The 14,837-nt window shown below is 51.2% G+C and carries 12 protein-coding genes (1 of these 12 only partly in view); all 12 read right to left on the reverse strand.

Annotated elements, in window-relative coordinates; genetic code table 11:
- Positions 1–1,145, reverse strand: partial view of a DUF6273 domain-containing protein gene (locus tag BO18_RS33325; protein WP_051689046.1) — the 5' portion only. The gene continues 985 nt to the left of window position 1, outside the view; only the first 1,145 of its 2,130 coding nucleotides appear in the window; the start codon lies at positions 1,143–1,145; its stop codon lies off the left edge, out of view.
- A gap of 199 nt (positions 1,146–1,344) precedes the next feature.
- Entirely contained in the window at positions 1,345–3,510 is a 2,166-nt protein-coding gene (locus BO18_RS33330; RefSeq protein ID WP_051689047.1) for an N-acetylmuramoyl-L-alanine amidase family protein, read from the reverse strand.
- Positions 3,507–4,952, reverse strand: coding sequence for a D-alanyl-D-alanine carboxypeptidase family protein (locus BO18_RS21880; protein ID WP_034449669.1), 1,446 nt, complete (start codon positions 4,950–4,952; stop codon positions 3,507–3,509). The genes BO18_RS33330 and BO18_RS21880 overlap by 4 nt, the downstream gene beginning before the upstream one ends.
- Positions 4,952–7,645 (reverse strand): DNA gyrase subunit A, encoded by a 2,694-nt coding sequence (gene gyrA / locus BO18_RS21885; RefSeq protein WP_081861301.1) that lies wholly within the window; start codon positions 7,643–7,645, stop codon positions 4,952–4,954. The genes BO18_RS21880 and gyrA overlap by 1 nt, the downstream gene beginning before the upstream one ends.
- Positions 7,646–7,846: 201 nt before the next feature.
- The gene (rsmG, locus tag BO18_RS21890) at positions 7,847–8,740 is read right to left on the reverse strand and encodes a 16S rRNA (guanine(527)-N(7))-methyltransferase RsmG (RefSeq protein ID WP_081861191.1); all 894 of its coding nucleotides are present in this window, start codon (positions 8,738–8,740) and stop codon (positions 7,847–7,849) included.
- Positions 8,733–10,670, reverse strand: coding sequence for a tRNA uridine-5-carboxymethylaminomethyl(34) synthesis enzyme MnmG (gene mnmG, locus BO18_RS21895; protein WP_051689048.1), 1,938 nt, complete (start codon positions 10,668–10,670; stop codon positions 8,733–8,735). Before mnmG ends, rsmG begins: the two co-directional genes overlap by 8 nt.
- Positions 10,671–12,092, reverse strand: coding sequence for a tRNA uridine-5-carboxymethylaminomethyl(34) synthesis GTPase MnmE (mnmE, locus tag BO18_RS21900; protein ID WP_034449671.1), 1,422 nt, complete (start codon positions 12,090–12,092; stop codon positions 10,671–10,673). It abuts the gene before it with no gap.
- A 41-nt stretch (positions 12,093–12,133) separates the two neighbouring features.
- A complete protein-coding gene (gene jag, locus BO18_RS21905) occupies positions 12,134–12,853 on the reverse strand; it encodes an RNA-binding cell elongation regulator Jag/EloR (RefSeq protein ID WP_034449673.1) in 720 nt (239 codons plus the stop codon).
- Between the two features lie 27 nt (positions 12,854–12,880).
- Positions 12,881–14,002, reverse strand: coding sequence for a YidC/Oxa1 family membrane protein insertase (locus BO18_RS21910; RefSeq protein ID WP_034449676.1), 1,122 nt, complete (start codon positions 14,000–14,002; stop codon positions 12,881–12,883).
- A gap of 38 nt (positions 14,003–14,040) precedes the next feature.
- Positions 14,041–14,253: a membrane protein insertion efficiency factor YidD gene (gene yidD / locus BO18_RS21915; protein ID WP_081861192.1), complete on the reverse strand. Its 213-nt coding sequence runs from the start codon at positions 14,251–14,253 to the stop codon at positions 14,041–14,043.
- Positions 14,250–14,627 (reverse strand): ribonuclease P protein component, encoded by a 378-nt coding sequence (gene rnpA, locus BO18_RS21920; protein WP_185752546.1) that lies wholly within the window; start codon positions 14,625–14,627, stop codon positions 14,250–14,252. The genes yidD and rnpA overlap by 4 nt, the downstream gene beginning before the upstream one ends.
- 27 nt (positions 14,628–14,654) lie before the next feature.
- Entirely contained in the window at positions 14,655–14,792 is a 138-nt protein-coding gene (rpmH, locus tag BO18_RS21925; protein ID WP_034449678.1) for a 50S ribosomal protein L34, read from the reverse strand.
- Positions 14,793–14,837 lie beyond the last annotated feature (45 nt).

Raw genomic sequence — 14,837 nt, forward strand, 5'->3', positions numbered from 1 at the left:
CGGTCTTCGGCTAAAAGATACACATAGTAATCTGTTCCCCAGCCTGACAGATCAAGCGTAGAAGGAAGCGTGAATGTTCCCCCGCTGTTCAGGCCGAAAGAGCCTGAAAGCGCACTGTAATATAAGATCTCCGTGCCTTCCGGCCCGTTTGCGTCGTATTCTTTATCAAGGATCAGGACAGACGCGGTTGTCGCATTTCCCGCGCTATCTCCTTTTACCTCATACGAAACGCTGATGCCGGTTCCGTCTGTCGTGACACTGCCCGGAACGATCTCCATGTCACCGTCAAAGAGAGTGAATGCGTAACGCGTGCCGATAGCGCCCATCTCTCCTGATACAGCCGTCGAGAACAGTATCCTGGACAGGTCTATGTTCAGAGCCGGCGCAACGCCGTAAGATATAGTCCGTCCACTGGAAGCCAGCTCGCCGTATTCGCCTACAAGACCGGCCTCATTGACACCGTCATGCGGTGTGCGGAGCCAGTATTCCCAGGAAACACCACCTTTGATCCTGCTGACAAAGTGCCTTTCCAGAGTACCGCTCCAATCGGTTTGGGTCGTCCACCCCGGATCTTCAGGAAAACCGTATTCGGGATTTGAGACGTCACCTGCATCAAGAAGGAATATCCGGTCGTTGATCCCGACTGTTTTTCCGTAGTAGTATGCGTTAAATGAGCCTTCGGGATAATCTTCACCACCCTCAAGATAACTTACGGGGATCGCCTCCCTCTCGATATCTGTAAAGGTCTCCGTCATAAAAGAGCCATTCAGTTTTGCCTGAAGAGAACTGCCGTTCCACGCCGTGGAGCCTTCCGACCTGTTGTCGAAGCTGTCCGTGAAAAGGCCCCTTACGCTGTCAATGAATACCGTCTTTCCTCCGAACTTCTTGGTCGAAGGCGCCAGTACTCTGAATTCTATCGGATAATTGTTGTCCTTTCCGAAATATGCCCAACTGCCCTGCCAGAAGCTGCCGGTCAATGGTTCCGGGGAAGCGAGCTTCGTAGTCGCAAGACACGTGTTGTCCTGATTCTTTGCCTCATCTGCGAAAACCGCAACGCCACCCGTGATCTGCGGGATAAATGCCATGCTCATCACTGCCGCAAGAGCGGATGCAGCGATCTTCTTTCCGTTTATGAATGATCTCATTTCGATCCCCTTTCTGGTTATCATGTGATATTCGATATCCTAATTATCATTTTTATATGATAATTTGAAAATCACCCATTAGTACCATTTTTCAAATACACGCCGTTCAGCCGTGATAATCACACACAATCATGAGAAGAGGCTGCCCCACGTTTTCAGTGAGACAGCCCCATCATATTATTATGTTTTGATCAAACGTTTAAGGGTTCGAACAGTATCCTGCACTGTTGAAGTGATAGCTCTTGCCGTCGATCTTCAGCGTCTGGCCCTGGGCAAACCATCCCTTGGTATCCTGGAAATACCAGCCCGTTGCGTCTTTCTTCCAGGAAGCTCTCGGCTTGTACATCCACCTTCCGTCGGGATCGAGCCAGTAGCCGTCGCAGTACTCTTTCGCAGCCATGATGCCGTTGCTCTTGAAGAAATAGTCATAACTTCCTATCTTCTGCCAGCCCGTCTTCATTATGCCGTCAGTGCCGAAGTAATACCATTCACCGGATATCTGCTGCCAGTCAGTCTTCATTGCTCCGTCAGTTCCGAAGTAGTACCACTTGCCTGAGATCTTCTGCCAGCCTGTAAGTACATATCCGTCATTGCCGATGTAGTACCATTTATTTCCGTTCTGCTGCCAACAGCCTTTCTTCATTGCGCCTTCGCCGTCGAAGAAGTACCACTTGCCGGAAACCTGCTGCCAGCCTGTCTTCATTGCTCCGTCGGTGCCGAAGTAATACCATATGCCGCCGATCTGCTGCCAGCCTGTAAGCATAATTCCGTCATTACCGATGTAGTACCAGGCTTTTCCGTTCGGCTGCCAGCATCCTGTCTTCATGGCTCCCTCGCCATCAAAGAAATACCACTTGCCTCCGACCTGCTGCCAGCCTGTCTTCATTACTCCTTCGCTGTCGAAGAAATACCACTTGTCCGAGATCTGCTGCCAGCCTGTAACCCTCTTACCGTTGGTTCCGAGATAGTACCAGGAAGTTCCTACTTGCTGCCACTTTTTGAGCATGTCGCCATCGCTGTTGAACAGATACCAGGAACCGGATATCTGCTTCCAGCCCGTAACAGGCGTATCGCTCATATCATAGTAGTGCCATGCAGTGCCTTCCTGGATCCAGCCGTTCATCGGCATCGTGGAGGGAGCACTGAGTTCGTAGAGATGGCTCGCATAATCGGTTTCCTTATCTCCGTTTATATCCTCAGCAAGCAGATAGACATGATATTCCGTTCCCCAGGTCATAAGAGAAAGAGAAGACGGGAAGTCGAATTTCCCCACGGAATTCTTCGCATATGTGCCTTCCAGTTCCGCGTAGCTGATAATGTTTGCGTTATTGGTATTGCCGTAAGTGAAAGCCTCATCAAGGATAAGGACTGAAACACGTGTCGCATTGCCGGAATTCATTCCCGATACCGTGTAAGGAACGGTTATCTTGGAACCGCTGAGGCTCGCATTCTGTCCGCTCTGCAAAGCTATGGTGATATCCGAATCCTCGAGCGTGAGCTTGTATTCCGCACCGGCGGTGTTGAATTTGCCTGATACGAGTGTGGAGAAGATCACCCAGTATTTGTTGACGTTCAGCGCAGGAGCAACTTGAACGGCGGCTGTACTGGTAGTCGTGACGTTGAAAGTGCCGGATTTGTCTACAGAAGCTACACTGTAGTTGTTATCTTTACTCGAATTGCGAAGCCACCAGCCTGCCGCCTTTCCTTCCAGATTATTCTTTGCATGATTTTTACCGCCGCTGATGTGATAACCATAGTCCCTGTTCGAGATATCTTCCGCGTCGATGACAAAGACCTTCTCTCCGTTAAGCGCAGTGTAATAGCCGTACCTGTCCTTGCACCATGCACCTACTTTTCCACTTCCCGAAGTTCCCTCGGTCAGAGCATAAGAACTGACATAGTTCAATGAAAGAGCCTGCTTCTCCAGATCAGTAAAGCCATCAGCCTTATTGAGGAACTTGTCTCCGTTAAGACCTGTCTTAAGATCGCTGTATTGCCATTCATTTGCTTTTTTCGCACCCGCATTGGCCACTTTATCGGCATCGAAAAAGTCCTGATACAATGTGCGGTCGCTGTCCAGGAACAGTGAATCCACACCGAATCTGTTAACAGCTTTGCCAAGAACGCGGAATTTGATGGGTGTACCATCATATTTTCCGAAGTACACATAGCTGCCTTTCCATGCGGCACCTGCTGAAGAAGGAGCAGTCGGGTTGGCGATCTTTGAAGTGCTGAGGCATGTGTTGTTGATGTTTTTGGAAGCCAGAGCATAAACCGTATCGTCTGATACGATCTTTGGGAAAAGCGCAATGCTGACAGCAGCAGCAAGGAGTGATGCTGTGATCTTACGGCCGTTAATTCTCATCTTTTCTTCTTCCCCGCTTTCTTTTTAGCTTTTATCTCCGCAGCGTGCTTGATGCGGTTGATCCGTACCCAAAGTACAATGTTCAATACTATTATAAGCAGCATGAAGCCGCCGATGATACCCGAAATTACGGGATTTTGCTTAACAAAGAGTTCGAGAGGGGTTCCCGCGGTATTTCCGTCACCGCTGTCACCGTCTTCATTCTGTTCCGGAACCGGTGTGGGAGAAGGCGTAAGCTGCGTGAGGTCGTAGCCGTCGGGTTCGTCGCCGGGATTAATGAGCGGGTCAAACTGAGGCTGCTCGGATGCGGGAGCATTGACATACTTATAGTCTCCCGTGGTACCGTATACTCTCGTGACCGGATCGGACTCCCAGCACGCGAGATTGCCGTATGCCGTGACCGAAGCAAGATACATGGTCGTATAGAAGTAGTACTCCTGCGGTATACCGCAGATGGAGATCATGAGTTCGTGACCGTTCTCATTTACCGTATAGATCGTAAGACCCTTGCCTGCCTGTGACGTGGTTCCCGTCTTGCCTCCGATGACGGCGGAAAGATGAGAATCCGTGCCGTTGGCTGTTTTCGAAGCGAGCCAGGGATCGTATAGCAGATAGTTGGAATTTTTCACGTAGCTCCATGCGTCAGCCTTGTGCCTGTTCGTGGCAACGAAAACATGTGAAGGCGCGCTGATGAGCGTGTTGAAATCAGGGTTTTCTGATGCTGCCGCCATTATGAGCGCAAGGTCATAGGCTGTCGTGTAGTGGTTGTCATCAGGAAGTCCGCACGCGTTTACGAAATGCGTACCCTTACATCCCAAAGTATCGGCTCTGAGGTTCATGAGGACCGCAAATGCCTCGAGTTTTCTGGATGATACGATGTGGTCCTGTGTATCCTTCAGTGTATCAAGAAGATACTGCGCATTGACTCCGTCCTTGTTTACCGCGGAGCCTCCTGCCGGATACTTTTGGAAGAATGCCTCGATGCATCCTTCGCCCAGTGCGTTTGCCGCATCATTTCCCGAAGGAAGCATCAGACCGTAAAGAAGTTCGCTTACCTTGACCTTCTCGCCCTCGAGAACACCCATGAGGGATGAATCGGCATCGAGATCCGCGAGAGCCGAAGCGTTGACCGTGATCTTTGCTGCAGTATCGAGATATTCAAGACTCAGCATGCATGTCATTATCTTGGTCATGGAAGCCGGATAGATACGGTCATCAGGATTCATGCTGATAACGATATAACCGGTTGTCTTGTCGTATACGCAATAAGAAGCGCAGTGAACGTCGCCCAGCGCCGGGACCGGGATATCGGGCTGGCCGACATCGGCGGAAACGGTCTTTGCGGGCAGCAGGAACATTGCTGCCGAGAAAACAAGAAGAGCCGCAGCGATGGTTACCGCCGCGGTTCTTATCATGGAAACTGTTAATTTCTTAATGTTCATCAGGTATCGTCACCTTCGTCGTTGCTGCCCGAACCGTCTTCGTCTTCAGCGTCTGCCGGAGCCGCTATGCCGTCTGCTTCTATCTCGGCCGCCAGCGTATCCGCAAATGCCTGGACCTTCTCGGCGTTGGGGCTTAAACCTTCTTCACCGGTTTCTGTAACAACCGGGGTTTCTCCGCCGTCAGATGAAGGAGATTCCGGAGAACCTTCCGTTCCCTCAGCCTCTTCTTCCGGCTCCTCCTCTTCCCTGTCGGTGAGGGCAAAGTCAACAACGGAAGCATTGGACTTCATGAGCTTGACGCCCGAAGTGGCTCTGGAGAGCGTCGGGATCTCATCAGCTCTTACCCTGATGATGACGCCCTGGCTCGTGATGATGAGAAGATCGTCTTCGTCAGTAACGGAAACCGTACCGCAGAGTCTTCCGGTCTTCTCGGAAACCTTATATGTGATGATGCCCTTACCGCCTCTGGACTGGACGCGGTAATCGTCGATCCTGGATCTCTTTCCGTAACCCTTCTCGGAGATAACGAGGATCTCACGGGCGGGATCGACGGGCTCCATGCCTACGACCTCGTCGTCATCGGCAAGCCTCATGGCTCTGACGCCCGTAGCGCCTCTGCCCATGTCACGTGCATCGTCGGAATTGAATCTGACAGACTTACCAGCCGCGGATACGACGATGACTTCCTGACCCGCCTTCGTGAGCTGAACAGCAACAACGCTGTCTCCCTCACGTATCTTTGTGGCGATAAGGCCGTTTCTGTTGATGTTTGCGTATTTGTCGATCGAAGTCTTCTTGATGACACCGAACTTGGTGACCATCGTGAGGTAGAGATCCTCTTCATCGAAGCTGTCGATCGGGATGATGTTCCTTATTGTCTCTCCGTCATTGAGGTTCAGGAGATTGACCAGCGCCGTGCCTCTTGCCGAACGTGATGTCGTCTCGGGGATCTTGTAGCCCTTGATCTTGAATACACGTCCCGTATTCGTGAAGCAGAGCAGGAACTTGTGCGTGGTGGTCGTGATGATCTTCTCGACATAGTCCTCTTCTCTCGTGGACTGGCCGGAGATGCCTCTGCCGCCTCTGTGCTGAGCCTTGTATGTATCAACTCTCTGGCGCTTGATGTAGCCGAAATGAGTAAGAGTTACAACGATGTTCTCTTCAGCGATCAGCGACTCGTCATCGATATCCTCGAAAGAGCCGTTGATGATCTCGGAGACTCTCGGAGTAGCGAACTTGTTCTTGATCTCCGTCATCTCGTCCTTGATGATCGTGTCAAGGAGATCCTTGTCTGAAAGGACTCTGTGGAAGTATTCGATCTCTTCGGTGAGAGCCTTTATTTCTGCTTCGAGCTTCTCTCTCTCGAGTCCCGTGAGACGTCCGAGTCTCATGTCGACGATATGCTGTGCCTGCTTGTCGGTAAGACCGAATCGCTCGCACATGCGGACCTTGGCCTCAGCCTCGGTACGTGATGATCTGATGATGGCAATGATCTCGTCGATGTAATCCATCGCGATGAGGAGACCTTCGTCGATGTGCTTCTTTGCCTCATCCTTCTCGAGATCATACTGCGTGCGGCGTGTAACGACGTCTTCCTGGTGCATTATGTAGTAATGCAGCGCTTCTCTCAGGCCTACGAGCTTCGGCTCGAGCTTGCCGTCCGCGTCGGGTACGAGCGCGAGCATGTTTGCGCAGCAGGCATCCTGGAGCGAGCAGTTCTTGTAGAGCTGGTTGAGAACAACGTCAGCGTTGGCGTCCTTCTTGAGTTCGATAACGATACGTACCTGCTCGTTACGGTCGGACTCGTCTCTCAATCCGGAGATACCTTCGACCTTCTTCTCCTTAACGAGATCGGCCATGCGCTCGATGAGCCTTGCCTTGTTGACCGCATAAGGGATGTCGTGGATGATGATCCTCGTCCTGCCTGCATGCTCTTCGATCTCGGCATGGGCACGTACCATGATGCGGCCCTTACCTGTAAGATATGCCTCCCTGATGCCCGATGTGCCGAGGATTGCGCCTCCGGTCGGGAAGTCAGGTCCCTTTACCACCGTCATGAGTTCGTCAACGGTAACGTCAGGGTTATCCATCATCATGATGCAGCCGTCGATTACCTCGCCCAGATTGTGAGGCGGGATATTCGTAGCCATACCTACGGCGATACCTACGGCGCCGTTTACGAGGAAGTTCGGGAAACGTGAAGGAAGCGATACAGGCTCCATCTCGTGTTCGTCGAAGTTAGGACGGAAATCAACGGTATTCTTGTTGATATCCCTCATCATCTCGAGAGCGATCTTCTCAAGTCTTGCCTCCGTATAACGGTATGCAGCCGGCGGGTCACCGTCGAGTGAACCGAAGTTGCCGTGACCGTCAACCAGAGGATGTCTCAATGAGAAATCCTGTGCGAGTCTTACGAGAGCATCGTAAACAGACGCGTCTCCATGAGGATGGAAACGTCCCAAAACGTCACCGATCGTGGTAGCGCACTTACGGTACGGCTTGTCAGGGGTGAAGCCCTGAGTAAACATCGAATAAAGGATCCTTCTGTGAACCGGCTTCAGACCGTCCCTGATATCGGGGAGCGCACGGTCGGAAATAACCGACATCGCGTAGTCGATGAAGGACTTCTTCATCTCACCGTCTAAGTCAACCGGAACTATAGTTGTTTGTTCTGACTTGAATACTTCGTCCATCTCGGCTTCCTGTTGAAGCCTGGCCTGTTTCTTGTCGTCGCTGTTTGCCATTTGTCGCCTCCGCCCGCAGTAAAGCACATTTTGCGGGTAATCAAATTACTTGGTCATATAGATGTAATATCTACAAACTAAAGTATTATATCATAATAAAACGCACACGCGCGTATAATATTATAATATATGGCAAAATTTGTCCTGAAATCAGACTATGGGGGTCTTTGAAGGAGTGCCTGCTTTTCTCGGGAACCTGGCGGGCGTCGGGCGGATCTTCCTTACGACGATTATCGTTCTTTCCATGTCGGTGCCGGGAAGCTTGAATGTATCGGTCTTCTCTATGGTGCCTCCGAGGAGCGCTATGGCCTTGCCTGCTTCCGTCTCCTCATCTTCCGAGTGTGCCTTCATGGCGAGGAATACGCCGCCCACCTTTACCAGCGGCAGACAGTATTCGGCAAGTACCGAGAGCCTTGCGACGGCTCTAGCGGTGGCAATATCGTACTTTTCCCTGTACTTCTTGTTCCTGCCCGCGTCTTCGGCCCTGGAATGGACCGTAGAGCAGTCCTGAAGTCCCAGTGCGGTAATGACCTCATCAAGGAACTTGAGGCGCTTTTCGAGCGAATCCATGAGCGTTACGCCAAGCTCGGGGCATGATATCTTTACCGGAAGTCCCGGGAAGCCTGCACCCGTTCCCACATCGATGAACGTCAGCTGCTTTCCTTCTCCGGCCTTCGCCTCTTCCTCCCTGATATACGGGCAGAGCGTAAGTGAATCTATGAAATGCTTCATGGCGATGCCTTCGTCGTCATCGACGGCTGTGAGGTTCATCACCTTGTTCTTTTCCTTGAGCATGGAGGCATAGATCTGGAATGACCTTATCTCCTCGGCCGAAAGAGGAACGCTTATCTCATCCGAACGGTTCTCGAGGATGGGTGCGACGTCAGATGAAGTTTCAGCCTTGGCGGCATCATCCGCATCCGTCTTCTCAGTAATCTTTGTCCCTTCGGAACTAATCTCCACCTTCTTCGGGAGAGTCTCCTTAAGGCGCCTGATATCATCCTTGGTAAGCGGTTTTCTCTTGTGGAACAAGCCGTCAGCCATTATTCTGTCTCCTTCTCTGCTGTTCGAGATATACCAGGAGGACTTCGCAGTCCGCGGGCGACACTCCGGATATCCTCGAGGCCCTGCCGACGTTCTCGGGTCTCATCTTCGCAAGCTTCTGCGTGGCTTCGAGCCTCAGTCCCTTTATGCGGGAATAATCTATGTCTTCAGGTATCCTTATCTTCTCCAGGTTCTTGAACTTCTCGATCTTTTCCTTCTCAAGAGACATGTAGCCTTCGTATTTTATGTCAGTCTCACAGGCGAACGTAACATTGCGCGGAAGCGGTTTCCGGTCTTTGTCGACCGGGGCAAGCAGCTCATAGGTGACGCCGGGGCGCTTGATGAGGTCTGCCAGGCTCTCTCCTGACTTCGGCAGCGTCTGATTGCATGTGTCGAGGAGCTTTCCCAATTCTTCCGTCGGAGCTACATAAGTCTTCCTGAGCCTTGCCGTCTCTTCGGCTATCGCTTTGACCTTTTCTTCGAACTTTTCGAAAACATCATCTTCAATGAGTCCGATCTCATGACCTATGGGAGTAAGCCTCTCGTCGGCATTGTCCTGTCTTAAGAAGAGCCTGTATTCGGCGCGTGAGGTCATCATGCGGTACGGCTCATTAGTTCCCTTGGTAACCAGATCGTCTATGAGGACTCCGATGTAACCCTGTGATCTGTCTATTATCACCGCGTCTCTTCCGAGCAGTTTCATCGCCGCGTTTATGCCTGCCACGATGCCCTGTGCGGCTGCTTCCTCATATCCTGAGGATCCGTTTATCTGTCCCGCGGTGAAAAGCCCCGGCACGATCTTCGATTCGAGCGAAGCCTTCAAAGATAAAGGATCGACAAGATCGTACTCGATGGCATACGCCGCTCTCTGTATCCTCGCGTTCGAAAGTCCCGGCAGTGACTTTACCATCTTTTCCTGTATCTCTTCGGGAAGGCTCGTTGAGAACCCCTGCAGATACATCTCATTAGTATGGCGCCCCATGGGTTCGACGAAGATCTGATGTCTCGTCTTATCCTTGAAACGCATGAACTTGTCTTCTATCGAAGGACAGTATCTGGGACCTATGCCCTTGATCTCGCCGCTGTAAAGAGGCGACCTGTCCATGTTGTCCGCTATGACTTTTCTGGTCTCTTCCGTGGTCCATACCGACCAGCACGGTATCTGTTCGTCAACGGGCGCGGGGAATTTTCCCTCCATCTCGTTCCTGTACGAGAAAGGCGGGATATCGTCCTCACCGTCCTGTCTCGTCATCTGTGAGAAATCAACGGAATTGGAATTTACTCTTACTGGTGTTCCGGTCTTGAACCTTAAGAGGGGTATGCCGAGTGAACCCAGTGAAGAGGAAAGGCCCACCGATCTCGGCAGTCCGTCCGGACCGCTCTCAGTAATAACTTCCCCTCTGATTATGCGGGCTTCCATGTATGTACCGGAACATATGACTACGGCTCCTGCCCTGTAGACGGCCCTGCCTTCGGTCATTACGCCTGCGGCATTGCCATCCTCATCGGTAAGGAGCGCGGTAATGTGTGCCTGTTTTAAAGTGAGGTTCGGAAGGTTCTCGAGATAATGCTTCATCTCGATCGAATACATAGCTCGGTCTTCCTGCGCTCTCGGCGAATAAACGGCGGGGCCTTTCGAACGGTTGAGCATCCTCATCTGGACCGCGCATTTGTCCGCCATTATCCCCATGATTCCGCCCAGCGCATCTATCTCTCTTACGAGCTGTCCCTTTGACGTGCCTCCGATACTCGGGTTGCACGGAAGGTTTGCGAGGCTGTCCAGAGAGAGCGTAAAGAGTATCGTGTTAAGACCGAGCTTTGCCGCGGCGTGAGACGCCTCGCATCCGGCATGCCCTGCTCCTACGACGGCAACATCGAATGTTCCCGCTTCAAAGCTTCTTTCCAACTCTAAAGCTTCACGGATAGTCATTTACTTACCTATGCAGAATCTTGAGAATATCGTGTCCGCGAGCGTTGCGGATACCGTCTTGCCGGTAACCTCGCCGATCTCGTCAAGGCACGCTCTTAAAGCGGATGCGCACACTTCCGTGCCGAGACCGTTATCTAACGCGTCCAGCGCGAGGGCGAGTTTTTTACATGCCTTGCTGAACTTTGAATAATGTCTGCTGTTCGTGATGAGAAGTCCTTCGGAAGCACCGCCTCCGAGTTCGTTATAGTAATCGACGATCGCATCTTCTAACTTGTCGATGTTGAGTCCCTCTTCGGCGCTTATCGAGATGAAATCGGTAATGCCCAGCGTCTTGAGCTGCTCTTCGATCTCTTTCCGTTCAGGGTTCTCGCCGGCATCGCTCTTTGTAAATACAGCGGTAATGGAATCACAGTCTTCTCTCAGGTCAAAAACACCGACAAACACTTCGTCCGCATCCATGTCGGGCGGTATCATGTAGAAGATCATGTCAGCGCCTCTGCCAGCTTCTATTGCCCTGCCGATGCCCATTGACTCGATGATGTCTTCAGTCTCACGGATGCCTGCGGTATCTATAAGCGTAACGGGAATACCGTTGATATTTATCTGGACTTCTATGGTGTCTCTCGTCGTTCCGGCAACCTCTGTAACGATTGCCCTGTCAAAACCTGTGAGAGTATTAAGGAGAGTGCTCTTGCCGCTGTTGGGGAGTCCTAAGAGAGCCACGCGGAGCCTCTCGGACAATATCCTTCCCTTGCCGTAACCTTTGCAAAGGGCGGTAAGCCTGTCGTGGCAGTCGCTCAAAGCGTCTTTGACCTTCTCCAATTTGGATTCTTCCTCTGAAGGATCTTCGGTGTCGAATTCGGTGAATGTCTCGAGCATAGCAGCCTGGTCATAGAGGTTCTGCTCGATCGTATTTATCTCTTCGGCGAGCTTGCCGGACATAAGGCTTCCGGCTGCTTCGAGCTGTCTTTCGGTCTCGGAATTGATGACATCCATGACCGCCTCTGCCGAAGCAAGGCTCATCTTGCCGTTAATGAAGGCGCGTCTCGAAAACTCGCCCGGATATGCCATCCTGATCCCGGACATACCGAGACATTTTAAGATCTCCTGCTTGACGGCTCCTGAGCCGTGCGAGGATATCTCGACCATCTCTTCACCCGTATAGGAATGCGGTGCCTCAAAGCGCGTGAAGATAACCTCATCGACCTTCACGTCGTTTGAAGGGTCCTTTACATAACCGAATGCGCATGTGTATCCGGGAAGCTCAGAGAGCTTTTTATAATCTCCGCTGCTCCTTACGATGACGGAACATTTATCGGCAAGCTTTCCACAGCCGTTACCCGAGATGCGGATAACCGCTATTCCTGAGATTCCGGCCGGCGTGGAGCAGGCGCAGATAGGTTCGTCATCATACGAATACATCGAAATATGCCCGCGTAAAAATTTAAAAGATTATCAGCTGATTACTTCTTTTCCACGGGTGTTACAACGACACATCTGTTGGGCTCGACGCCTTCACTGTGTGTGGAAACACCGGGGACATCCTGGAGATAAGAGTGAACGATCCTTCTCTCTGCAGGGCTCATGGCTTCCATGACAACCTTGCGGCCGGAACGTCTTACTCTGGTAACAGCCTTGTCAGCGAGGCCTTTGATGACCTGCTCTCTGTGCTTTCTGTATCCGCCGACATCGAGATAAACGTGAACTCTCTGCTCACTGTGCTTGTTGGCGATGAGGTTTGTCATGTAAGAGATAGCCTCAAGTGTCTCACCGTGACGTCCGATGGCTGCACCGCAGTCAGAACCGGTTACGGAGATGTAGATGGTATCGTCTTCCCTGTAGGAATCCATGTTGCCGTGGATGCCGATGCCGGAGAGGACTTCAGCTACAAAATTTGCAGCTGCGTCTTCTGCTTCGCTTACTGCGTCGCCTTCAAAGCTCTCGTCGTCACCGTAGTATGTATCGTCAGATTCTGCAGAAGATGATGTCTCCTCTGCTGCTTCCTCTGAATTGAATGTAACCTTGACCTCAGCGTCCTTTCTTCCCAAACCGAGGAAGCCGCCTTCAGTGCCTTCTTCTATAACTTCGACAGTTGCCTGTTCCTTTGTGCATCCGAGCTCGGAAAGAGCTGCCTCGATTGCTTCATCAACTGTTGCGCCTGTTTTGATTACTGTCTTTTCCATATGTCAAAGGCCTCCTTCGAGCCAAAATTATTCGATGTCGTTCTTCTTGTTCTTGTTCTTTTTCTTATTCTTCTTGTCGTCAACGTCGACTTCCGCATCAACACCGGCGAGCTTGGCCTTGCCGCTCTTCTTGAATACGGCGTCTTTCTTTGCCTCGATCTCAGCCTTCTTTGCTTCGTAAGGCTTTGTGAAGAGATAGTAGACGATAACGCTCGTGATGATGCTCATGAGTCCGGAGATGATCCAGTAAAGGCCCATTGCAGCAGGCATCGTGAATGTCGTAACGAGCATGAGGATAGGCATCATCCAGTTCATCATCTTCATGGAGTTCTGTGTGATGTCCTCGGCGCTGCCCTTATCTCCGGCCTGACCTGACATAGCCTTGTTGAGCTTGGCACGCTTCTTTGCTTCTTCCTCTTCCTTCCAGCCCGGCTTCATGATCTTGGAAAGCTGCATCACGACGATGTTGGTGACAACAACGAGCAGCGGGATCAGGAGCATCGGAACGTAAGTTGCGGGATCCTTTGCGATCTCAAGGGGATTCCATGCGGGAGTTACCGTGAGATCCATTCCGAGGAAGTGGAGGTCGATCATCTGATCGAGACTGATGAGTTTCTGATTGATACACTCATTGAGGAACTGTGCATTCTCGTTCAGCGCCTTAATGAGGTTGATGTGGATCTCAGGAGAAACATTGCCTGTGAGGATACCGTTCTCGCCCATTCTCTTTCCGAGATCGATCATGGACTGGATATTCTCTTTGCTTACCTGTGAAAGGTAGATCAAAGGTCCGCTGACGATACGGTAGATAGGCCAGATGAAGAACAACTGAAGGAAAGGAAGAAGGCATCCCGAAAGACCGCCTGCACCGTTCTCCTTCTGCATCTTCATCAGCGCTTCCTGATAAGCTTCCTTGTCATCGCCGAACTGACGCTGCAGTTCTGCCTGCTTGCCGCTCAAAGCCTGCATCTTGAGCATGGACTTCTGCGACCTGATGTTGAGCGGGATAAGAGCTCCTCTGATGATTATGGTAAGGAAGATGATGGCCAGACCATAATTACCGAAGAAGATGAACAAGACCCTGGTAAGCCAGCCGAACAAAGTGTACAGCGGGTCAAGGATCGATAACTGAACTAAAATGTCTCCCATTATTGTTCTCCGGTTTGCTAATAAATAACGTGTTTAGATTATCTGACGGGATCGTATCCGCCTTTTGAGAAAGGATTGCATCGCAATATACGCCAAATACCCATGAGACCGCCTTTTATAACGCCGTACTTCGTCACTGCGTCGATCATGTACTGCGAACACGTCGGCTGATACTTGCAGTGAGGCCCCATATGCGGAGAAATATGCTTCTGATACCAGCGAACCATCCCTATTACGGCTTTACGGATCATACGGACTCTCCATCCAAAAGATCGAGCCTTGCAAGACACTTCCCCATATCTGTGCTGATTTCCGAGAATTCAGGGATACCGCCCTTAGCCTTCAGCGTGAAAACGTAATCGTATCCTTGAGGAAGCCTGTCCTCCAGTTTCCTGTAAGATTCCCTCATAAGGCGCCTTGCACGGTTCCTTCCGACTGCGCCGAGCTCTTTTTTGTTTGCACAAAAGCCCGTGCGTCTTAATGCCGGATCTACTTTATAACCGCTCTGCGTGGTCCCTTCTCTTCTTTTAAGCACGTGAACCGACAGGTATCTGCCGGTTGCGAATCTCCCGTACCGGTAAACCCTGTTAAATTCAAAGTTGAATCTGAGCGCTACCGATTTCAAAGCGAGAATGCGACTGCAGTCCTTTTATCAGACTGCGAGTCTCTTTCTGCCTTTAGCTCTTCTTGCAGCAATAACCTTGCGGCCGTTAGCGGTCTCCATTCTTGCTCTGAAGCCATGAACCTTTGCTCTCTGTCTTTTCTTAGGCTGAAAAGTCATCTTTGCCATAATATAAATCCTCCGGACTGTTGTTGTTTTTCAGTTGCACACCCG

Source organism: Butyrivibrio sp. AE2032 (assembly GCF_000702965.1).

Bases quoted from the DNA above. Each gene is read 5' to 3' on its own strand.
- mnmE (WP_034449671.1), bottom strand. From the start codon at position 12,092: ATGTATTCGTATGATGACGAACCTATCTGCGCCTGCTCCACGCCGGCC.
- BO18_RS33330 (WP_051689047.1), bottom strand. From the start codon at position 3,510: ATGAGAATTAACGGCCGTAAGATCACAGCATCACTCCTTGCTGCTGCT.
- rpmH (WP_034449678.1), bottom strand. From the start codon at position 14,792: ATGGCAAAGATGACTTTTCAGCCTAAGAAAAGACAGAGAGCAAAGGTT.
- yidD (WP_081861192.1), bottom strand. From the start codon at position 14,253: ATGATCCGTAAAGCCGTAATAGGGATGGTTCGCTGGTATCAGAAGCAT.
- BO18_RS21910 (WP_034449676.1), bottom strand. From the start codon at position 14,002: ATGGGAGACATTTTAGTTCAGTTATCGATCCTTGACCCGCTGTACACT.
- jag (WP_034449673.1), bottom strand. From the start codon at position 12,853: ATGGAAAAGACAGTAATCAAAACAGGCGCAACAGTTGATGAAGCAATC.
- mnmG (WP_051689048.1), bottom strand. From the start codon at position 10,670: ATGACTATCCGTGAAGCTTTAGAGTTGGAAAGAAGCTTTGAAGCGGGA.
- gyrA (WP_081861301.1), bottom strand. From the start codon at position 7,645: ATGGACGAAGTATTCAAGTCAGAACAAACAACTATAGTTCCGGTTGAC.
- rsmG (WP_081861191.1), bottom strand. From the start codon at position 8,740: ATGGCTGACGGCTTGTTCCACAAGAGAAAACCGCTTACCAAGGATGAT.
- BO18_RS21880 (WP_034449669.1), bottom strand. From the start codon at position 4,952: ATGAACATTAAGAAATTAACAGTTTCCATGATAAGAACCGCGGCGGTA.